The sequence below is a fragment of the Reyranella sp. genome, assembly GCF_004297265.1.
Lineage (GTDB): Bacteria > Pseudomonadota > Alphaproteobacteria > Reyranellales > Reyranellaceae > Reyranella.
In genome coordinates, this window is sequence record NZ_SCUT01000056.1 from 84,305 (window position 1) to 103,866 (window position 19,562).

19 protein-coding genes are annotated in these 19,562 nt (G+C 67.7%); 4 read left to right on the forward strand and 15 right to left on the reverse strand.

Going from position 1 to position 19,562, the window contains the following annotated elements; all coding sequences use genetic code 11:
• Positions 1–3: 3 nt before the first annotated feature.
• The 12 genes from ccmB to EPO41_RS25495 form a co-directional block, all read right to left on the reverse strand.
• Complete coding sequence (gene ccmB, locus EPO41_RS25440; RefSeq protein ID WP_296331578.1) at positions 4–669, reverse strand: heme exporter protein CcmB; 666 nt, start codon at positions 667–669, stop codon at positions 4–6.
• Entirely contained in the window at positions 666–1,307 is a 642-nt protein-coding gene (gene ccmA / locus EPO41_RS25445) for a heme ABC exporter ATP-binding protein CcmA (protein WP_296331581.1), read from the reverse strand. Before ccmA ends, ccmB begins: the two co-directional genes overlap by 4 nt.
• 337 nt (positions 1,308–1,644) lie before the next feature.
• Positions 1,645–2,850, reverse strand: coding sequence for an ABC transporter permease (locus EPO41_RS25450; RefSeq protein ID WP_296331583.1), 1,206 nt, complete (start codon positions 2,848–2,850; stop codon positions 1,645–1,647).
• 7 nt (positions 2,851–2,857) lie between these two features.
• The gene (locus EPO41_RS25455) at positions 2,858–3,853 is read right to left on the reverse strand and encodes an ABC transporter permease (protein WP_296331585.1); all 996 of its coding nucleotides are present in this window, start codon (positions 3,851–3,853) and stop codon (positions 2,858–2,860) included.
• A 242-nt stretch (positions 3,854–4,095) separates the two neighbouring features.
• Positions 4,096–6,057 (reverse strand): ABC transporter ATP-binding protein, encoded by a 1,962-nt coding sequence (locus EPO41_RS25460; protein ID WP_296331587.1) that lies wholly within the window; start codon positions 6,055–6,057, stop codon positions 4,096–4,098.
• Positions 6,054–6,560: a hypothetical protein gene (locus EPO41_RS25465; RefSeq protein ID WP_296331589.1), complete on the reverse strand. Its 507-nt coding sequence runs from the start codon at positions 6,558–6,560 to the stop codon at positions 6,054–6,056. The genes EPO41_RS25460 and EPO41_RS25465 overlap by 4 nt, the downstream gene beginning before the upstream one ends.
• On the reverse strand, positions 6,557–7,336 hold the full coding sequence (locus EPO41_RS25470) for a polysaccharide deacetylase family protein (RefSeq protein WP_296331591.1): 780 nt from the start codon (positions 7,334–7,336) through the stop codon (positions 6,557–6,559). Before EPO41_RS25470 ends, EPO41_RS25465 begins: the two co-directional genes overlap by 4 nt.
• Complete coding sequence (locus tag EPO41_RS25475) at positions 7,333–8,481, reverse strand: glycosyltransferase (protein ID WP_296331593.1); 1,149 nt, start codon at positions 8,479–8,481, stop codon at positions 7,333–7,335. The genes EPO41_RS25470 and EPO41_RS25475 overlap by 4 nt, the downstream gene beginning before the upstream one ends.
• On the reverse strand, positions 8,478–9,065 hold the full coding sequence (locus EPO41_RS25480; protein ID WP_296331595.1) for a histidine phosphatase family protein: 588 nt from the start codon (positions 9,063–9,065) through the stop codon (positions 8,478–8,480). Before EPO41_RS25480 ends, EPO41_RS25475 begins: the two co-directional genes overlap by 4 nt.
• Positions 9,062–10,177, reverse strand: a complete 1,116-nt coding sequence (locus EPO41_RS25485) for a glycosyltransferase family 4 protein (protein WP_296331598.1) — start codon at positions 10,175–10,177, stop codon at positions 9,062–9,064. Before EPO41_RS25485 ends, EPO41_RS25480 begins: the two co-directional genes overlap by 4 nt.
• 2 nt (positions 10,178–10,179) lie before the next feature.
• Positions 10,180–11,445: a glycosyltransferase gene (locus EPO41_RS25490; protein ID WP_296331600.1), complete on the reverse strand. Its 1,266-nt coding sequence runs from the start codon at positions 11,443–11,445 to the stop codon at positions 10,180–10,182.
• 26 nt (positions 11,446–11,471) lie between these two features.
• Entirely contained in the window at positions 11,472–12,764 is a 1,293-nt protein-coding gene (locus EPO41_RS25495; protein ID WP_296331602.1) for a glycosyltransferase, read from the reverse strand.
• A 167-nt stretch (positions 12,765–12,931) separates the two neighbouring features.
• Between EPO41_RS25495 and EPO41_RS25500 the strand changes: the two genes are divergently transcribed.
• The 3 genes from EPO41_RS25500 to EPO41_RS25510 are packed head-to-tail and all read left to right on the forward strand — an operon-like array spanning position 12,932 to position 16,617.
• Positions 12,932–15,652, forward strand: a complete 2,721-nt coding sequence (locus EPO41_RS25500) for an ABC transporter ATP-binding protein (protein ID WP_296331604.1) — start codon at positions 12,932–12,934, stop codon at positions 15,650–15,652.
• 16 nt (positions 15,653–15,668) lie between these two features.
• Positions 15,669–16,118 carry a Crp/Fnr family transcriptional regulator gene (locus EPO41_RS25505; RefSeq protein ID WP_296331606.1) on the forward strand — a complete coding sequence of 150 codons (450 nt, stop codon included), beginning with the start codon at positions 15,669–15,671 and terminating at the stop codon, positions 16,116–16,118.
• Between the two features lie 10 nt (positions 16,119–16,128).
• Positions 16,129–16,617 (forward strand): class I SAM-dependent methyltransferase, encoded by a 489-nt coding sequence (locus tag EPO41_RS25510; protein WP_296331608.1) that lies wholly within the window; start codon positions 16,129–16,131, stop codon positions 16,615–16,617.
• Positions 16,618–16,698: 81 nt separating this feature from the next.
• Here the strand turns inward: EPO41_RS25510 and EPO41_RS25515 are convergent, their stop codons facing one another.
• Entirely contained in the window at positions 16,699–16,944 is a 246-nt protein-coding gene (locus EPO41_RS25515; RefSeq protein WP_363247529.1) for a GlsB/YeaQ/YmgE family stress response membrane protein, read from the reverse strand.
• 24 nt (positions 16,945–16,968) lie between these two features.
• Positions 16,969–17,790, reverse strand: a complete 822-nt coding sequence (locus tag EPO41_RS25520) for an exodeoxyribonuclease III (RefSeq protein WP_296331610.1) — start codon at positions 17,788–17,790, stop codon at positions 16,969–16,971.
• 67 nt (positions 17,791–17,857) lie between these two features.
• Between EPO41_RS25520 and EPO41_RS25525 the strand changes: the two genes are divergently transcribed.
• The gene (locus EPO41_RS25525; protein ID WP_296331612.1) at positions 17,858–18,796 is read left to right on the forward strand and encodes a neutral zinc metallopeptidase; all 939 of its coding nucleotides are present in this window, start codon (positions 17,858–17,860) and stop codon (positions 18,794–18,796) included.
• A gap of 16 nt (positions 18,797–18,812) precedes the next feature.
• Here the strand turns inward: EPO41_RS25525 and EPO41_RS25530 are convergent, their stop codons facing one another.
• The gene (locus EPO41_RS25530; protein WP_296331614.1) at positions 18,813–19,514 is read right to left on the reverse strand and encodes a fumarylacetoacetate hydrolase family protein; all 702 of its coding nucleotides are present in this window, start codon (positions 19,512–19,514) and stop codon (positions 18,813–18,815) included.
• Positions 19,515–19,562: the final 48 nt, after the last annotated feature.

Sequence of the window (19,562 nt, forward strand, 5' to 3'; positions counted from 1 at the left end):
TCCCTATTCGCCGGCTTGCCGCAAGGCTGCGGCAATCGCCCAAGGCGTCGTGGCCAGGGCGACCAATGCAAGAGCGGCGAGGATCGCGACATGTGTCACGATGCCGTCACCCGCCGCCAGCGTCTCGATCGCGCCGGCGCCGAAGATCAAGGTCGGCACGCAGAGCGGCAGCGCGAGCAGCGCCAGCAATGCGCCGGATTTGCGCGCGCCCAATGTCAGGGCCGCCGCGAGCCCGCCGATCAACGACAAAGTGGGTGTGCCGACCAGCAGCGTCGCGCCCAGCGCCAGCAAGCTCGTTCCGTCGAGGCCGAAGGCGATACCCAGCACAGGCGCCAGCAGGCTGAGCGGCAGGCCGGTCACGATCCAGTGAGCCAGGCACTTGGCGAGCGCCGCCAGCTCCAGTGGCCAGGGCGCCAGCAGCAGCAGGTCGAGCGTGCCGTCCTCGTAATCGGCGGCGAACAGCCTCTCCAGCGACAGAAGTGCCGCAAACAGCGCGGCGCACCACAGCACGCCCGCCGCGATGCGCGCCAGCACGTTGGTCTCGGGGCCGATGCCCAGCGGGAACAGCACCGTCGCCACGACGAAGAAGGCCAGCACGACGCCGACATCGCCCGGCCGCCGCAGCACCAGGCGCAGGTCGCGCATCAGCAGGGTCGTGAAGCCGCTCATGGTTCGTCCCGCACGCCGCCGCCGCGCAGGTCGAGCCGCTGCGCGCCCTCGATGCCCAGCTCGGCGTGGGTCGCGGCGATGGCGAGACCGCCGGCCGCCAGATGGGTCTGCAGCGCCGTCCGGAACGCCGCTTGGGCCGGCGCGTCGAGCGCGTTCAGCGGCTCGTCGAGCAGCCAGAGCGGCGCCTGGGACAGCACGACCCGGGCGAGCGCCGTGCGCCGGCGCTGGCCCGCCGACAGCGTACGCACCTCCCGTGCAGCGAGTCCGGCGAGATCGAAGGCCACCAAGGCGCCGTCCAGCCGGTCGCCGGCCTCGCCGCCGCGCAGCCGCTCGGCAACGCCTAAGTTCTCGGCCACCGTGAGGTCGCCCTTCAGCCCCTCGAGATGGCCGAGCCAGGCCAGCCGGCCGCGCCACGTCTCGGGATCCTCGCCAACGTCCACGCCCTGCCAGATGATCGTGCCCGCCTCGGGCGGCGTCAGCCCCGCAAGCGCCCGCAGCAGGGTGGTCTTGCCGCTGCCGTTGCGGCCCGTCAGCGCCAGCAGCTCGCCCGCGCCCAGCCCGAAGGACAGGCGGTCGAACACCAGCCGGCCGCCGCGGCGGCAGGACAGGCCGGTCACTTCGAGGAGCGGAGGCACCATGCGGCGCCCTCCTAGCACGCGATTGATGGCTACGCTGGCCGCAGGCAAAGAAAAAGGCCGTCATCTCGGGGGAGGTGAGATGACGGCCTAAGCGCCTCCGAAGAGGCTAGAACGTGGCTTTGGGGGGACCACGTTCGGGGGAGATACCCAACCTAAATGGAAGTCCCCCGCGGCGACCGCCAGACCTAAATAGGGCAATAGTGTGATTTCTGGGCAACAGTTGGCATGCGAGTGCACGGCTGTTGTCCCAGGAAGAATGGATAAGGATTTCAAGGACTTGAGGGTGTCGCGCCAACCCTCATCCGGTCTGAGCCCGCTACGCGTAAGCGCTGCGCGATTACGCGTAGGGATCCGCAGCGTCCCTCATACCGTCACCCATGAACTGGTACGCGAGGATCACGAGAATGACCGGTACCACCGGCAGCATCAGCCACCAGTTCACGGCGACGACGTTGATGTCCGTCGCCTCGTTCAGCAGCACGCCCCACGAGGTGATGGGCGGCCGCAGCCCCAATCCGAGGAACGACAGCGCCGTCTCGGCCAGGATCATCGAGGGGATCGAGAGGGTGGCCGAGGCGATCAGGTGGCTCATGAAGCCGGGCAGCAGGTGCCGGCCGATGATGCGCGCGGGCTTGGCGCCCATCATCTGGGCGGCCGCCGCGTAATCCTCCTCGCGCAAGGACAGGAGCTTGGAGCGCACGGCGCGTCCAAGGCCCGGCCAGTCGAGCAGCGCCAGGATGATGGTGATGCCGAAATAGACCAGCAGCGGCGACCAGGTGACGGGGAGCGCCGCGGACAGGGCCAGCCACAGCGGCAGGTGCGGGAAGCTCTTGATGATCTCGGTCAGCCGCTGGACCACGCTGTCGATCCAGCCGCCGTAATAACCCGCCAGTCCGCCCAGCACCAAGGCCAGCGCAAACGACAGCGCGATGCCGATGATGCCGATGGTGAGGGATATTCGCGCCGCGTAGACGATGCGGCTGAACATGTCCCTTCCCAATCGGTCGGTACCGAGCAGGAAGATGGTCCCGTCCTCCGGCGGGCAGACGAAATGGAAGCGGCCCTCGATCAGGCCCCAGAACTCGTAGCTTTCGCCCAGGCAGAAGAAGCGCAGCTTCTGCGGCTTGGTCGTGTCGGCCGAGTAGATGCGCTGCAGGGTGGCCGGATCGCGCTCCATCTTGAGCCCGTAGACGAACGGCCCGAGGAAGGAGCCCTCGTGGAAGAGATGGACCCCCTGCGGCGCCGCGAAGATGTAGCGCGAGTGCCGGGTGTGCAGGTCGTAGGGCGCGATGAACTCGCTGATGAGCGTCGAGAAGTACATCAGCAGCAGGAAGACCATCGAGACGACGGCCGGCTTGTGGCGGCGGAAGCGCCACCACATCAGCTTCCACTGGCCCGCCATGTAGTAGCGTTCCTGCTCGGCGGTCAGTCTGTCGGCGACGTAGGGGTCCCACGGCTCCTGCGAGACGAAGTGCGGTGCGTGGCGCTTGGGATCGGGCGTGACGCCGGTGGGTGTCGTGCCAGAGGGTGTCGTGTCTGTCATGGCACCCTCACTTTTCCGAACTGCCGAAGCGGATGCGCGGATCGAGCGCCGCGAGCGCCAGGTCCGAGATCAGCATGCCGATCACGGTGAGGACCGCCACGAACAGCAGGAAGGTGGCGGCGAGGTTGACGTCCTGGGTCTTCAGCGCGCTCAGCAGCATGGGGCCCGTGGTCGGCAGCGACAGCACGACCGAGACGATGACCGAGCCCGAGATCACGTCGGGCAGCAGGCCGCCGATGTCGGCGACGAACGGGTTGATGGCGTGGCGCAGCGGATACTTCACCAGCAGCTTCATGGGGGGCAGACCCTTGGCCCGGCCGGTGACGACATACTGCTTCTGCAGCTCGTCGAGCAGGTTGGCTCGCAGCCGGCGGATCATGCCGGCCGTGCCCGACATGCCGATCACGATGACCGGAATGATCAGGTGCTCCATGACCGACACGACCTTGCCCCAGCTCAGCGGCTTGTCGATGTACTCGGGGTCCATCAGGCCGCCGATCGACAGGCCGAAATAGACCTTGCCGACATAGAGCAGAACCAGCGCCAGCAGGAAGTTCGGGATGGAGAGGCCGATGAAGCCGATGAACGAGGCGACGTAGTCTCCCCATCTGTACTGATGGGTCGCGGCATAGACGCCGATGATGAAGGACACGATCCAGATGAAGGCGATCGTGCTGGTCTCCATCAGGATGGTGAGCATCATCCTTTCGCTGATCAGGTCGGCAACCGGCACCGTGTCTTGGCAGGAAAGCCCGAAGTCCCAGTGGAAGATGCCGACCACCCAGTCGAGGTAGCGGTGCCAGAGCGGGAGATTGAGGCCGTAGAGTTCGCGCAGCTCGGCGGCGCGCGCGTGGGCGTCGGGATCGCCGCGCGCCAGCAGCTCCTCGATCTGCGAGGTGACGCAGTCGCCGGGCGGCAGGTCGATGATGAAATAGACGAGCGCGCTGATCACGAACAGGGTCGGGATCATCAACAGCACGCGGCGGACAATGAACTGCAGCATGTCAGGCACCTCTCCCGACAGCCGACGCGTCGAACGCCCTCTCCGCCCGCGTCATACGCGGGGGGAGAGGGAGGGGACCCGCGTCAGCGGGGAGGGTGAGGTGGGTCATATTTCTCGGGAGCGAAAGCGCGTGGTGTCGAAACACCACCTCACCTTCCCGTTGCTGCGCAACGGGTCCCTTCCTCTCCCCCACTGCGTGGCGGAGAGGACCCATGAGACGAAGACGGCTTTCGTGCAGCATGTCAGACGACCTCTCGCCCATTCGGCCGCGAGACGCGGACATAGTGGCCGGGCTCGGCCTCGGTCCAGAAGAGCGGCGTCTGGCCGTCGTCGCGGAACGGCTCGGGCCAGACCGTGGGATCGGACGCCTTGCCCTCCATCAGCGCGCCGAGATCGAGGCGGGCGTCGGGATCGGGCATCGGCACCGCCGAAAGAAGCGCCCTGGTGTAGGGATGCATGGGATTCTTGAACAACTCGCCGGCCGGCGCGAGTTCGACCAGGCGGCCGGCGCACATCACGGCGATGCGGTCGGCGATGTAGTCGACCACCGCGAGGTTGTGGCTGATGAACAGGTAGGTGAGGCCGAGCTGCTTCTGCAGGTCCTTGAGGAGGTTCAGGATCTGCGCCTGGATCGACACGTCGAGGGCCGAGACCGGCTCGTCGCAGATCACCATGTCGGGCCTGAGCGCGAGCGCCCGCGCGATGCCGATGCGCTGGCGCTGGCCGCCGGAGAAGGAATGCGGGTAACGGCTGAGGTGCCGGCGGTCGAGGCCGACCATCTCCATCAGCTCGGCCACCATCTCTCGGCGATAGGCGTCGTCGCCGATGCCGTGGATGACCAGCGGCTCAACCAGGATGTCGTAGACCGTCATGCGCGGGTTCAGCGAACCAAACGGATCCTGGAAGATGAACTGCAGCTTGGTGCGGAAGCGGTTCAGCTCCTCGCCCTCGAGGCTCATCACGTCGATCTTGCGGCCCCAGTCGTCGAAGATCACGCGCCCGCCCTGGCCCGAGTCGGCCGAGATGCCGCGCATCAGCATCTTGCTGAGCGTGGTCTTGCCGCAGCCCGATTCGCCCACCAGGCCGAGGCACTCGCCGCGCAGCACATCGAAGCTCACGTCGTTGACGGCGCGGATGGAGCGCGTCGTGCCGCCGCCCAGCAGCTGTTCCATCAGCGTGTCGGCCTTGCGGATGCGGAAGGTCTTGGTGACGTGGCGCACCTTGAGCACGGGCGCGTCCGGATTGAACGTCGCCGTCGGCGTCGAGACCGGCTTCTCCTTCAGCAGGTGGCCGGTCGTGCCCTTGATCTCGCGGATCGGCTGGAGCCGCTCGCCGGGTTCCATGTCGAAGCGAGGCACCGCGTGCAGCAGCGCGCGAAGGTAGGGATGCTGCGGATCGCGGAAGATATCGTGCAGATCGCCCGATTCGACGACCTTGCCGCGATACATCACGACCACGTCGTCGGCGACGTTGGCGACCACGCCGAGATCGTGCGTGATCATCAGCAGCGCCATGCCGAGCTCGGACTGCAGGTCCTTGATGAGGCGCAGGATCTGGGCCTGAATGGTGACGTCGAGCGCGGTGGTCGGTTCGTCGGCGATCAGCAGCGCCGGGCGGCAGACCAGCGCCATGGCGATCATCGCGCGTTGACGAAGACCGCCGGACAGCTCGAACGGATAGGTCCTGAGCGCGCGCTTGGGATCGGGGAAGCCCACCATGCGCAGCATGTCGATCGTGAGCCCGTCGATCTCGGCACGGCTGAGCTTGCGCCCACCCTCGCCCCCCTTGCCGCCCAGCGGACCGCCCGGCTGCGCGCCGTGCAACTCCACCGCCTCGCCGATCTGGTCGCCCACGGTGTGGAGGGCCGACAGCGACGTCATCGGCTCCTGGAAGATGATGGAGATCTGCCCACCACGGATGCGCCGCATGGCCGGACCAGTGCGATCGATGCGGGCGATGTCGACGACGCCCTGGTCGACCCGCGGGTCCTGGAACAGGATCGAGCCCGTCGTGATCTTCGCGGTGCGCGGCAGCAGGCCCATGATCGCCTGGCTGCAGACGGACTTGCCCGAGCCCGACTCGCCCACCAGCGCCACCGTTCCGCCGGGTGGGATGGAGAACGACACCTTGTCGACGGCGCGCAGCACGCCTTCGTGCACCCCGAATTCGACGGTCAGGTCCTCAACGCGCAGCAGATCCTTCATACCGGTTCTTCCTGACCCACCACCACGATGCCCATCGACCTCAAGTTCGCCCGCGTCGCGTCGCTCAGCGGCGCGCCCGTCGCCTCGGCTGCCTGCGCCGCCCGCTCCACGATATCGTGAAAGCCTTCCAGCGCGGAATCGACCTTTATCAATCGGCCGCCCGTCGAGCCGACGCTAAGCTGCATCCAGCCATCCGACCGGTCGCGCTTGGTCGAGAAATAGCTGAGCTTCAGGCGGTCGAGACGATTCCATTCCACCAGCGTCCCGGCGGGCCCGTCGGCGCAGAGCGTATCCGGCCCCAGCACGAAACGCGTGCGATGGCGCAGGGCCGTGCGAACCAGGAAGAGCGCAAAGAGCGCGAAACCCGCCAGCAGGAATGCCGCCAGCCAGCGATTGACGTCGAGCAGCAGGAGCGGCGCGCCGCACAGCACCACGCCCGCCGTGGCGCGCAGATAGTCCGCCATCAGCGTCTGCTGCGGATAGCGCAGATCTGCGGAATTCACCCGCGTCCTCCCTGACGTCCGGCTTCAGGAGCAAACAGCTCGCGCGCGCTGCGCACACGGACGTTCTCCAGTCTTGTCATTCTTTCCCACAACGACCTTAGGAAATCCCATGCCCCGGCGTCCATCGCAAGATGATGACTGAGGATGCCGACCGGCTCGCCGTCGCCGGCGCGGGCGCGTGCCAGCGCGGTCACGAGGGCGGCAAGCGCCGCTTCTTCACCGGCGAAGGTGGGACCGCCCTTCCAGTCGATCAGGTCGACATGCGTATTGACCTGCAGGAGGCCGCGAACCGGATGGACGCGCGGTCGCGGCCCGAAGGTCGAGAGGCCGCGATAGCCGATCTCCGGCAAGGTCGACACGAGGACCGGCGCAATACGGTTCCATGGCGGTACCATGACGGCGAGCGCCCGCGAGCCGAACAACCGCTCGAGCGCCATCCAGCCGGTGCCGAGTTCGCCCAGGACCATCATCGCGGGGCGCTGCAGGCCAAGTTCGACCTTCTTCTCCGGCGCCACCGCATGATTGGCGTGGGCATAGCCATGCTGCAGCACGTCGACCGCCGGCTCCTCCGAAAGTCGGCCGGCCAGCGCCGCCGTTGCCTGCGCCGGCACCACCGCAAGCGCCAGCGGCATTTCCACATCGCGCGCGATGGCGAGGAGGCGATCGAGAGCGGGGCCCCCATCGAAGGCGTCGTCGTCGCGCCACCACAGCTCGGCGATGCGGCCCGCGTCGCGCCAGCGCGCCACCTCGTCGGCGAGTGCCTGCCAGCCGCTCATGGCGCCACCATCTGCTTCAGCGCCGCGACCGTGGCCGCCGCGCCCCTGGCATCGACCGGTGGGAAGCTGCGGATCGAAGGACCGGCCCACGCTCTGCCGATGGCGGCCGCGAGGCTCGCGGGCGTGAGATCGCCGGGCGCGACGGCCGCAACCATGCCGCGCTCGACCAGCACGCGCGCGCGATCGGCCTGTTCGGTTTCGCGCGCCGTGCCGAACGGCACCAGCACCGCGCGATCGCCATTGCAGAGCGTCTCGACCACCGTGTTGTAGCCGGCCTGCGAGACCGACAGCACGGCATTGCGCAGCAGCGACGGGAAGTCGGCGCGCACCGGCTCGACGATGATGCCGTCACCGGCAGACGCGCGGAGCGCCGCCACTTCCACTTCCGGCATGTTCGGCCCGACCAGCAGGCGCCACCGGCGATCGGCCAGGGGCGAGAGCGGCCGCGCCGCGATGGCGGCGTGGAGAAGCGGCGCGCCGACAGCTCCACCGCCGGCCGACACGATGACTTCACCCTTGCCGACGGTGTCGCCGGAATCAGGCACAGCCTCCGAATCCATGACGTAGCCGGTATAGAGCGCGCGGTCCTGGATGTCGGGCCAGGCGGGGAAACTGTCGTCCAGTCGCACCAGGGCGGGATCGGCGTGGACCAGCACGGCGTCGAAGGCCTCGAAGGTCTGGACCATCTCGTCGACCCTCGCCGGCGAGGCGGTGCGGCGCAGCACGTCGCGGATCGACGAGACGATCCAGGGTGCCGAGGGCCTGTCCTGCGCCGCGTCGAGCAGCGGCAGCAGCTCGAAGCGAAGCTGCGTGCGGCCGAAGGGGAACTGCTCGGTCAAAAGGATATCGGGCTCCTCGATCGCGAACAGATCGAGCAACTGCCGCGTGCGCTTCGCACGAAACGTCTCGTCGACCACCGAGCCGTCGAGCCGTGCCAGCTCCTTCAACCGCGCATCGGCGGCGCGCACCGGCGGCAATTGATGAAGCCGTGCATCGCCCAGCGCCAGCCCGTCGACCGGCGCGCCTCCCGACACCAGCAGCACGTCGAAGCCGCCCGCTGCCAGCGCCCGCGCCAGGGTCGCGGCGCGGCGCAGATGGCCGATGCCCAGCAGGTGCTGCACGTAGAAGAAGACGCGCGCGCTCATGGGATGAGCGGCACGTTCAGCCGCTCGATCGTCACGCGGCCGTCGCCCTGGGCCACGAAAAAATGCAGGCACGTCCAGTCGAGCTTGTGCGGCGGACGGCCCAGCATGTTCCAACCGGTCGCCAGCGCCAGCAGCGCCCGGATCGCCGCCTTGTGCGACACCGCGACGACCGGCTCGGTGAGCGTCGAACTCCACTGCGACAGCCGGGCCATCGTCATGCGCGGCGACTCGCCGCCCGGCGGATGGAAATCGAGTCCGGCGGCCTCCGCGGCCGCAAACTCTTCGCCGCCCGCTGCGCGCAGCTCCGTCACGGTAAACCCTTCCCAGATGCCGAAGCTCATCTCGCGCAAATGGGAGTCGATCGTGACGGCTGCCGAAGGCTGCACAAGCTCGGCCGTGCGGCGTGCGCGTTGCAGGGGGCTGCTCACCCGCTTCCAGCCGTCAGCCGGCGCCGGCAGGCGCCATTGCCGCGCCGCCGCCTCGCCTTCGGGGCTGAGACAGGTGTCGGTCAGGCCCTGCAACCGGCCCTGGCCATTCCAGACGGTGGGCGCATGGCGCAGGAGGGCGAAAGGCACGGCGCTCATCGCCGCACGCCCTTCAGGGTCGCGAGCGCGGATGCCAGCGCGTGTGCCGCGGCGCGCTCGTCGTGATGCGCGGCCACGCGTGCGGCGGCGGCGGCCCCGAGACGTGCACGCTCGGCTGGAGTCTCCAGCAGGCGAACCACGGCCGTGGCGAATGACGCGGCATCGCCGATCGGGGTCAGCAGGCCCGTGACGCCATCGGCCACGACCGCGGGCACGCCGCCGGTGCGGCCGGCGACGACGGGCAGGCCGGCCGCCTGGGCTTCGAGAAAGGCCATGCCGTAGGCTTCGTTGATCGCGGGCCAAAGGTAAAGGTCCGCGGCGGCGTAGAGCGCCGGCAGTTCCGCTCGCGGCACGGCACCTGCGAAGCGGACGCGCGCGCCGAAAGGCGCCATCAATCCCTCGATTTCGGTGCGCGCCGGACCGTCGCCCACCAGCAGGGCGCGCCATTCCTTGTCTTTCATCAAGGCGAAGGCGCGGGCCAGTACGCGGTAGGAATCGAGCTTGTCGCGCGTGCGCATCATGCCGACGCTCATCAACAACGGCGGCTGGCTCGGATCCCGGCGTGAGGGAACACGGAACGGCGCGACATCGATGAACGGCGGCAGCCAGACCTGACGCGCGCCGGGCCGCAGCCGCGCCTTCACGCCGGCAACGTCGCGCGGATTGACGGTCAGCACGAGGTCGACGGCCGCCAGCGCGCGCTCCACGGCGCGGTGACCGATCCGCGTCGGACCCTGTGCGCGGCGCGGCGCATGCGAGGCTTCGGCGATCACATAGGGGATGCGCAGCGCCCGCGTCACGATGGGACCCAGCCAGTCGGGCTTGCGATAGTAGCAGTGATAGGTGAACCAGAGATCGAAACGCTCCGGATGATGCGCAGGCAGCGCCCGCCAGCGCGCGATCAGCCGCGCCGCCTGTGCGCGCGCGCGACGCTCCCGGGCGAGATGGGCATCCATCGGCGGCACGCCGGGCACGACACGACTCGCCGCCGGCATCAGGACCTTGTGGCCAAGACGTTCGAGCAGGCGAACCAACCCGCGCGCCATCTCGCGATCGCCGGAAGGCACGGGACTGTCGGGTGCCTTCAGCGGCGTGTGCAGCAGCACGCGCACGCCTACTCCGCGGCGCGGGCGGTGGCAGTGCTCTCGCCCGTGCGCCCCTGCAGGGCCGACGCGATCCATTCGACGCCGGCTTCGTAGGAGAAGCGCGTGCGCACGACTTCGCCGGCGCGCTGCGCCAGCCGCTGCCGAAGCGCCGGATCGGCGATCATGCGGGCGAGCGCAAGACCCAGCTCAGGCGGAGCGGCGGGCGGCACGAGCAGGCCGGTCACGCCATCCTCGACGAACTCGCCGATGGCTGCCGCCTGGGTCGACACGAGAGGCAGGCCCTGATGCGCGGCCTCCATCAACACGTTGGGCAATCCGTCCTGGTCGCCGTCGGCGGCTCTCTTGCTCGCCAGCACGAACAGATCGGCGCTCGCCAGCGCCGCAAACACGGCCTTCTGCGGCTGGGCACCCCGCCAGACGCAACGGTCGGCGATGCCGAGGGCAGCGGCCTGCGCCTTCAGCGCATCGGACAAGTCCCCCCCGCCGACATGTTCGAAGCGCCAGTGCAGGTTGGCCGGCAGAGATGCGAGCGCGTTCAGGAGATCGTCGTAACCCTTCTTCTCGACCTTGCGGCCGACCGAGAGGATCACGACCGGATCGGTCGCGTCCGAGCCGTCGCGCGGCGGCCGCGAGGGCGGCGGCGGCGGCAGGTGGGCGAAGTCGAGCCCGTGATAGACGAGGCGCAATTTGCCCGGGTCCGGTGCCAGCTCCTTCAGCCGCTGCAGGCCGACATTGGTGCACGTCACCAGCCAGGCGCAGTCCTCCAGCTTTTCGCTGACGTCCCAGGGCTCGCTGGTCCAGATGTCCTTGGCGTGCGCCGACACGCTCCAGGGCAGGTCGCGCATCGTCGCAGCGTAGCGAGTCACCGAGGCCGGAGTGTGCAGGAAATGCGCGTAGAGCCGCTCGATCGTGTCCGGCATTTCGACCGCCAGCACCAGCGCCTGGCCCCAGCGCCGCACGCGATTAGCCGTGCGGTCGCGCCGGTAGTCGGCAAGGAACTTGGCGCGCGCCGCGGCGTAGCCGGGCAAATGGCGCGCCTTCAGCCAGGCCGACAGTACGCGGCGGCGGTCGTCCTCAAGATACTCGGGCAGATAGACGACCTTGGCCGCGACACGATCGTGGACCGGGTGGCGTGCCTTGTCGGTTGGGTGGCGCATCGACCACAGCTCCAGCGCCACCCCGCGCGCCTCGAGGCCGGCGATCTCCTGGGCGATGAAGGTCTCGGAGAGGCGCGGCCAGCCCTTCAGGATGACCGCGACCTTGGGCCCTATCATTTCGTGCGACATCGGTGTCCGGGAAATCAGCTGCGGTGGCGTCCCGGCAACGGAACGGGGTCCGCCGAGGCGAGTTCGCCGCCCGTATACGCATCCAGTGCCTCCGCGGCATCGAGCGAGGCCGGGCCGCGATGCGGATGGGAAAGCTGCTTGGACACGAGCCGCCAGACGCTGCCCAGCCCGTCGAGCAGGCCCGGCACCACGACGTCGCTCGGCAGGCCCTGCTGCGGCAGGTGGCGTAGTGCCGTGGCCATCGCCTGCGGGTCGCGACCGCGATTGGGATCCAGCATCTCGATCAGGCCGATGTTGCGGGCTGCGCGGGCGCGGATGAACTGCTCGAGGCGCGGATGTGTGCGCGGCACGATGATCGCACGCTTGTCGAACGACAGGATCTCGCAGAACGTATTGTAGCCGCCCATGGCGACCACACCGGCGGCGCTCTGCATCAGGGCGCCGAGATTGTTGGTGAAGGTGAGGGTCCGGATGTTCGGAAACTTCGCAGCGCGTTCCTTGAAGGCTTCGCGCGCCGTGGCCGGCATGAACGGGCCGAACACGATGACCGCACCGTAGGGAATATTGGGGTCGGCCTCGTACGCCGCGAGCACCCAGTCCACGAGCTCGACGCCGTCGCCGCCACCGCCCGGTGTTACCAGGATGAAGGGACCGTCGATCTCCTCCATCTCGTGCGGCACGTCGCCATGCAACGGCAGTTCGCGCCGCAGATAGCCCGTGTAGACCATCTTGTGGCGCACCGAGGGCGGCACGTCGATGCCGGTCAGCGGCTTGTTGACCTGCGGCAGGCCGTAGACCCAGATCTCGTCGTAGAGGTCGCGCAGCGCGGGCACGACGTTCTTGCGCTCCCACTCCTTGGCGAGCTGGGTGGGATCGTCCATCACGTCGCGCAGGCCGAGGATCAGCGGCGTGCCGCGATCCTTGAGCAGGCGCAGGGCGGGTCCGACCTCACCGCGCAGACCGAGCGGCTCCTTGTCGACGATGAAAAGGTCGGGACGGAAGATGTCGGCGGTATCGCGGATGATGCGGGTGCGCATCTCGAGCGTATGCTCGACGTTCATGCGCAGGTTGGCCGAGTCGTATTCGCCGGTCTCGATCTTCACGACGCCGGGGATGCGCACGAAGTCCACGCCCGACCGGAATTCATAAGAACCGACCACCGGCGAGCCGGACAGGATGAGCACCGACACGGAATGGTCGGCCTCGACGATGGCGTTGGCGATCGTACGGCAACGGCTCACATGGCCGAGACCGAACGAGTCGTGGCTGTAGAGCAGTACGCGTTTGGACCGGGTGCTGGCGGGCATTGGCCTCTCCCTCGCCGAAGCAGCTGCCCCGACCGGTGAACGACGGTCAGACTATGCCACAAGCCGCAGGGGCCGCGAAGCCGGGTGCGGCAACCCGGCAAATATCTAATGTAATCAAGGCACTGATCGCCTATAGGGGGAGACTGGATCGCGGCGGCGCAGGATTCATGGAACGCAGTCTCTTCTCCTACATCTGGCGACACAGCCGGCCCGAACAGGTCGTGATCCTGCTGCTGGTGGTCCTGGCCCAGGTTTTCTACTTCATGTCGCTGACGGTGCCGAAGTCGGTCATCAACAACGGCATCCAGGGCAACGCGTTCAAGGACAGCAAGACCATCCCCTTCCTGGTCTGGGAGCTGGACCTCTCCGCCATCTTCCCCGGCAGGGTCATCCGCTTCTTCGACGGATTCCAGGTCGACCAGCTCCAGTATCTCGTGGTGATGAGCTTCGTCTTCCTGGGAGCGGTGATCATCAACGGCCAGTTCAAGAAGACGATCAACACCCAGAAGGGCCGCATGGGCGAGCGCATGCTGCGCCGCCTGCGCTACGAGCTCTACGATCGTATCCTGCGTTTTCCGCCGGCCCACTTCCGCAAGGTCAAGCAGGCCGAACTCGCGACCATGGTGAAGGACGAGGTCGAGCCGCTGGGCGGCTTCATCGGCGACGCCTTCGTCCAGCCCATGTTCCTGGGCGGCCAGGCCCTCACCGCCATCATCTTCATCATGATGCAGAACTGGCTGCTCGGGATCATCGTCATCGTGCTGCTGGCGGTGCAGATGGCCATCATCCCGCGCCTCAGGAAACCCGTGCTGGTGCTCGGCCGCCAGCGCCAGATCTCGGCCCGGCAGCTCGCCGGCCGCATTGCCGAGACTGCCGACGGCGTGCACGAGATCCACATCCATGGCGCCGCGAACTACGAGCGCGCCGACATCTCCGAACGGCTGGGCCTCATCTTCAAGATCCGGTTCGACCTCTACCAGAAGAAGTTCGTCGCCAAATTCTGGAACAACATCCTGTCGCAGGCGACACCCTTCGCCATCTACCTGGTGGGCGGCTACTTCGCGATCACCGGCCAGATGGACGTCGGCGCCGTGGTCGGCGTCCTGCTCGCCTACAAGGACCTGCCGTCGCCGATCAAGGAGCTGATCGACTGGGACCAGCAGCGCCAGGACGTGCAGATCAAGTACGAGCAGGTGATCGACCAGTTCCAGCCCGAGGGCATGATGCCACCGGAGCTGCAGGCGATTCCGGACGGACCGCCGCCGCCGCTCGGCAAGGAGCTGGCTCTGGTCGGGGTAGTCGTGACCGAGGACGGCCGGGTCAAGCAGCTCGACAATCTCTCGCTCACCCTGTCGACCAGCAGTCGCGTGGCCGTGATCGGCGGCTCGGGTTCGGGCAAGGAAGTGCTGGGCCAGGTGCTGGCGCGCCAGACCCTGCCGGCCAGCGGCACGATCCGCGTCGACGGCAAGGATTTCTTCCAGATCCCGGAATATGCCCTCGGCGCGCGGCTCGCCTATGTCGGGCAGGATACCTACCTCTTCCCCCTGTCCGTTCGCGACAATCTCCTGTTCGGTCTGAAGCTGCGGCCCGTGGCGCCGGCGACCTACGACGAGGCGACACGGGCACTGCGCGAGACGTTCTGGAAGGAATCGGTACGCGCCGGCAATCCGGCCTTCGATCCCAACGCCGACTGGGTCGACTACGAGCTGGCCGGCGCCACCGGCCCGGCCGACCTGCTGCCGTGCATGGTGCGGACACTGAAGCAGGTCGAACTCGACGAGGACATCTATTCGCTGGGCCTGCGCGGCACGATCGATGCGGCGGCACGGCCCGACCTCGCCGAGAAGATCCTGAAGGCGCGGCATACGCTGCACGAGCATCTCCAGGACGGTACCTATGCCGGCCTGGTTGAGCCGTTCAACGCCGACCACTACAACAAGAACCTGTCGGTCGCCGAGAACCTGCTGTTCGGCACGGCGCTCGGCAAGCAGTTCGACGGCGACAACCTGGCGGCCGATCCCTACGTGATGTCGGTGCTGCAGAAGACGGGACTGGATCTCGACCTGCAGCGCATGGGACTCACCATCGCCGAGACCATGGTCGAACTGTTCTCCGGCCTGTCGCCCGACAATCCGTTGTTCGAGCAGTACAGCTTCATCTCGGCCGACGAGCTGCCGAACGTCCGCCTGCTGCTGCAACGCCTCGGCGGCAAGGGCATCGAGGCGGTCCCCGAGGCCGACCGCATCCGCCTGATGACGCTGCCGTTCCGTTACATCGAAGCACGCCATCGCCTCGGCCTGATCGACGCGGCCATGGAGGAGCGGATCCTGGGCGCCCGCCGCGCCTTCGCCGAGGGCCTGCCGGCCAGCCTGCGCGACGCCGTCGAGTTCTACGATTTCGAACGCTACAACAGCGCCGCCACCCTGCAGGACAACATCCTGTTCGGCCGTCTGGTCTACGGCCAGGCGCAGGCCGGCGAGCGCATCGGCACCCTGATCGCCCAGGTGTTCGACGAACTCGGCCTGCGCGATTCGGTGATCGAGGTCGGACTGGAGTACAATGTCGGCGTCGGCGGCAAGAGATTGCCGGCGAGCCAGCGCCAGAAACTCGGGATCGCCCGTGCCCTGATCAAGCGGCCGCAGCTCGTGGTGGTCAACGAAGCCGTGGCCATGTTCGACGGCCGCACCCAGGACCGCATTCGCGACAACATCCTGGCCGATGCTTGCGAGCGGGCCTGCGGCGTGTTCTGGATCGCCAACCGGCCCAGCCAGGCGCAGCCGTTTGAGCAGATCGTCGTTATGCAGGGTGGCCGCGTGGTCGCCCAGGGATCGCCGTCGGAGCTGGCGGCAAGAGGCGGGCTCTACACCGACCTGATGGCGTCGGGGTAGGCACGAGGAGGACACGATGAACCTCAACGAAGAAGTTGAACTCCTGAAGGGCGTGCCGATCTTCTCGAAGGTCGAGCAGGCGCGACTGAAGCTGCTGGCCTTCACCAGCGAGCGGGTGAACTTCGGCATCGGCCAGGAGGTCTGTCACCAGGGCGATCCCGGCGACACGATGTACGTCATCCTGGGCGGCACGGCCGACGTGCTGATCGATACGCCGAACGGCCAGATCGCCGTTGCCGAGATGAAGCGCAACAGTTTCTTCGGCGAGATCGCCATCCTGTGCGACGTGCCGCGCACCGCGACCATCAAGGCCAAGGAGCCGCTCGCCACGCTCAAGATCACCAAGGACATGTTCTATCGCCTGGTCGCGGAGTTCCCGGAGATGGCGATCGAGATCATGCGCGAGCTGGCGCACCGACTCGAGGACACCAACCAGAAACTGCGCGCCGCCACCCGGGCCGCCTGATCGCATCAATATGAGCCGTCTCGACAGTTTCATCGCGCGCATGCAGGCGCAGCGCGACTGCCTGAATTTCCTGAAGCCCGCCATCGACGCCGTGCCGGGTCCGATCCTCGAAGTCGGCCTGGGCAACGGCCGCACCTACGATCACCTGCGCGAGCTCTTTCCCGGCCGCGACATCTATGTGTTCGAGCGCAAGGTGGCGGCCCATCCCGACTGCATCCCGCCCGACGACCGGCTGTTCCTCGGCGACGCCGACCGGACGATCGAGGAAGCCGCAGGAAAACTCGGCGCGACGGCCGCGCTGATCCACACCGATCTCGGCACCGGCGACCACGACGCGAACGTCGCGATGGGCAAATGGCTGGGGCCGGCGCTCGACCGGCTGGCCGCCTCCGGCAGCTACGTGCTGGCCAACCAGGCGCTCGACGTCGCGCGCTGGCAGCGCCTGCCCGAGCCTCCGGGAGTGCCGAAGGACCGGTATTTTCTCTATCGCGTGAGCTGACTCAATGGAGCGCGCCACTCCAGTGGCGCAATCATGATCTTGAGCGTCACTGGAGTGGCGCGCTCCATTGATGCGGCGGAACTAACGGCCGAAGAGCTGCACGAGAGCCAGCAGGACGATCGCGCCGATCACCGAACCGATGAAGCCGGCCGGCTGGCCGGCGCGGTAGAGGCCGAGCGCCTGGCCGCCATAGGTGGCGATCACCGAGCCCACGACACCGACCAGGACGGTGATCCAGAAGCCCTGGATCTGGGCGCCGGGACCGATCCAGCGGGCCAGGAGACCGACGACGAAGCCGATCAGGATGGTGACGATGATTTGCAGCATGGCGGGCTCCCCCCAGACTTCACACTAGACCTCGAACGTTGCCGACACCGGCACATGGTCCGATGCCTTCTCCCAATCGCGCAGATCGACGTCGATGTGATGACTGCGGATCGCTCCCGCAAGGGCGGGGCTCGCCAGGATGTGGTCGAGCCGGCGGCCGCGGTTGGAAACGCGCCAGTCGTTGTTGCGGTAGCTCCACCACGAATAGAGCTTCTGGTCGGCGGCCACGAAGCGGCGCGGCACGTCGATCCAGTCGAGCGAGGCCTGCAGCTTGCCGAACAGTTCCACTTCGATCGGCGTGTGCGACACGATCTTGAGGAGCTGCTTGTGGCTCCACACGTCGTGCTCCAGCGGCGCCACGTTGAGATCGCCCACGGTGATGCGGCGCAGGCCCTTGCGGGCGCGCGGACCGGGCTTGCGCGCGGCGTACCAGTCCGCCATCTCGCGGTAGAAGTCGAGCTTGTGCGCGAACTTCACGTTGAGGTCGGGATCGGGAATGTCGCCGCCGGCCGGGATGTAGAGATTGTCGAGCAGGATCGGGTCGGAGCCGACATCGAGCGCGACCTCGACGTGACGGCAATCCTCCTTGCCGCAGCGGTGATGGATGGTGCCGGCGGCGAACGGCACCTTCGACAGGATCGCCACGCCGTTATAGGCCTTCATCCCCTGCACGAACCGGTGCGCGTAGCCCATGCGCTCGAAGGCCTCGTGCGGAAAGAATTCGTCCGGGCACTTGGTCTCCTGGAGGCACAGCACGTCGGGCTTGCGCAACTTCAGGTACCGTTCGACGTTTGCGATCCGCAGCCGGACCGAATTTATGTTCCAGGTCGCAATGGTGAGGCTCATCACCGGGCATTATAGACGATCCGGAGACGATCTCGCCGGGAACATGCCGGCCAAGGAGACCTGATCCATGCGAATGGATGGCGACGAGAGCAGCAACATCGAGGATCGCCGCAGCGAAGGCGGCGGGTTCGGCGGCGGGGGATTCGGCGGCGGCTTTCCCATCCCGATGGGCGGCGGGGGCGGCGGCCTGTTCAAGGGCGGCTTCGGCCTGGTGGCCTTCGTCGTCATCGCCATGATCATGGGCGCCGATCCCGGCGCCATCCTGAGCGACATCGCGGGCGGCGGCACCTCGAGCTATGCGCCGGCGCCACCCTCCTCCTCGGCCAGCCGCACGCCGGGCACGCCGGCGCCGGCCGGCGACGCCGAGACGCAGTTCGTGTCGCGCGTGCTGAAGAGCACCGAGGATGTGTGGCACGAGATCTTCCAGGGCATGGGCCGCCAGTATCGCGATCCCAAGCTGGTGCTGTTCCGCGACGCCACGCGCACCCAGTGCGGCGTCGGCCAGGCGGCGATGGGGCCGTTCTATTGCCCGGCGGACCAGAGGGTCTATCTCGACCTCGGCTTCTTCGACGAGCTGGCGCGCCGCTTCCGCGCGCCGGGCCAGTTCCCGCAGGCCTATGTGATCGCCCACGAGATCGGCCATCACGTGCAGAACCAGCTCGGCATCTCGGCCAAGGTCCAGCAGATGCAGCAGAGCATGAGCAAGCGCGACGGCAACGCGCTGTCGGTGCGGGTCGAACTCCAGGCCGACTGCTTTGCGGGCGTCTGGGCCAACCGCGCCGACAGGCAGCGCGGCGGCCGGATGATCGACGACAAGGACGTGGACCAGGCGCTGGCCGCCGCCACCGCGATCGGCGACGACGCCCTACAGAGGCAGAGCCAGGGCCGCGTGGTGCCCGACAGCTTCACCCACGGCACCAGCGCTCAGCGCGCGCGCTGGTTCCGCAAGGGGTTGGACACGGGCGATCCCCGCCAGTGCGATACTTTCCGCGCGCAACAACTTTAGTTGCGCGCTTCCCGCGTCAGACCAAAACGCACGTCACCGTGCCGCAGCCGTCGACGAAGCCGGACAGCGTGTCGCCCTTCACCACCGCGGCCACGCCGTCGGGCGTGCCGGTGTAGATGAGGTCGCCGGCCGCCAGGGTGACGAGGCCCGACAGGTAGGAGATCGTCTCGGGCACGCTCCAGATGAGCGCGTTGAGGTCGGACTTCTGGCGGGTCTTGCCGTTCACGTCGAGCTGGATGGTGCCCTTCGACGGATGGCCGATCTTCGCGGCCGGATAGATCTCGCCGATCGGCGCGGACTGGTCGAAGCCCTTGCCCATGTCCCACGGGCGGCCCATGTCCTTGGCCTGGTTCTGGAGATCGCGACGCGTCATGTCGAGGCCGACGCCGTAGCCGTAGACGTGCTCCAGCGCCTTCTCGACCGGGATGTCGGCGCCGCCCGACTTCATCGCGACGACCAGCTCCATCTCGTGGTGCAGGTTCTTGGTGGCGGGCGGATAGGCGACCCTGGTCGGATTCTTCGGATCCGCGCAGATCACGATCGCGTCGGCCGGCTTGGTGAAGAAGAACGGCGGCTCGCGGTCGGGATCGTGTCCCATCTCGCGGGCATGGGCGGCATAGTTGCGGCCGACGCAGAAGATGCGGCGCACCGGGAACAGGTCGCCGGTTCCGTGGACCGGCACGCCGACGGTGGCCGGCGGGGTTACGACATAAGCCATCGCTTTCTCCCTCAAGAGCGTGCCTTTATGAAGGGCACCGGAGTGCTG

Excerpts from the sequence above, each read along its gene's own strand:
- ccmB (WP_296331578.1), bottom strand. The coding sequence starts at position 669 with ATGAGCGGCTTCACGACCCTGCTGATGCGCGACCTGCGCCTGGTGCTG.
- ccmA (WP_296331581.1), bottom strand. The coding sequence starts at position 1,307 with ATGGTGCCTCCGCTCCTCGAAGTGACCGGCCTGTCCTGCCGCCGCGGC.
- EPO41_RS25450 (WP_296331583.1), bottom strand. The coding sequence starts at position 2,850 with ATGACAGACACGACACCCTCTGGCACGACACCCACCGGCGTCACGCCC.
- EPO41_RS25455 (WP_296331585.1), bottom strand. The coding sequence starts at position 3,853 with ATGCTGCAGTTCATTGTCCGCCGCGTGCTGTTGATGATCCCGACCCTG.
- EPO41_RS25460 (WP_296331587.1), bottom strand. The coding sequence starts at position 6,057 with ATGAAGGATCTGCTGCGCGTTGAGGACCTGACCGTCGAATTCGGGGTG.
- EPO41_RS25470 (WP_296331591.1), bottom strand. The coding sequence starts at position 7,336 with ATGAGCGGCTGGCAGGCACTCGCCGACGAGGTGGCGCGCTGGCGCGAC.
- EPO41_RS25475 (WP_296331593.1), bottom strand. The coding sequence starts at position 8,481 with ATGAGCGCGCGCGTCTTCTTCTACGTGCAGCACCTGCTGGGCATCGGC.
- EPO41_RS25480 (WP_296331595.1), bottom strand. The coding sequence starts at position 9,065 with ATGAGCGCCGTGCCTTTCGCCCTCCTGCGCCATGCGCCCACCGTCTGG.
- EPO41_RS25490 (WP_296331600.1), bottom strand. The coding sequence starts at position 11,445 with ATGATAGGGCCCAAGGTCGCGGTCATCCTGAAGGGCTGGCCGCGCCTC.
- EPO41_RS25495 (WP_296331602.1), bottom strand. The coding sequence starts at position 12,764 with ATGCCCGCCAGCACCCGGTCCAAACGCGTACTGCTCTACAGCCACGAC.
- EPO41_RS25500 (WP_296331604.1), top strand. The coding sequence starts at position 12,932 with ATGGAACGCAGTCTCTTCTCCTACATCTGGCGACACAGCCGGCCCGAA.
- EPO41_RS25505 (WP_296331606.1), top strand. The coding sequence starts at position 15,669 with ATGAACCTCAACGAAGAAGTTGAACTCCTGAAGGGCGTGCCGATCTTC.
- EPO41_RS25510 (WP_296331608.1), top strand. The coding sequence starts at position 16,129 with ATGAGCCGTCTCGACAGTTTCATCGCGCGCATGCAGGCGCAGCGCGAC.
- EPO41_RS25515 (WP_363247529.1), bottom strand. The coding sequence starts at position 16,944 with ATGCTGCAAATCATCGTCACCATCCTGATCGGCTTCGTCGTCGGTCTC.
- EPO41_RS25520 (WP_296331610.1), bottom strand. The coding sequence starts at position 17,790 with ATGAGCCTCACCATTGCGACCTGGAACATAAATTCGGTCCGGCTGCGG.
- EPO41_RS25525 (WP_296331612.1), top strand. The coding sequence starts at position 17,858 with ATGCGAATGGATGGCGACGAGAGCAGCAACATCGAGGATCGCCGCAGC.
- EPO41_RS25530 (WP_296331614.1), bottom strand. The coding sequence starts at position 19,514 with ATGGCTTATGTCGTAACCCCGCCGGCCACCGTCGGCGTGCCGGTCCAC.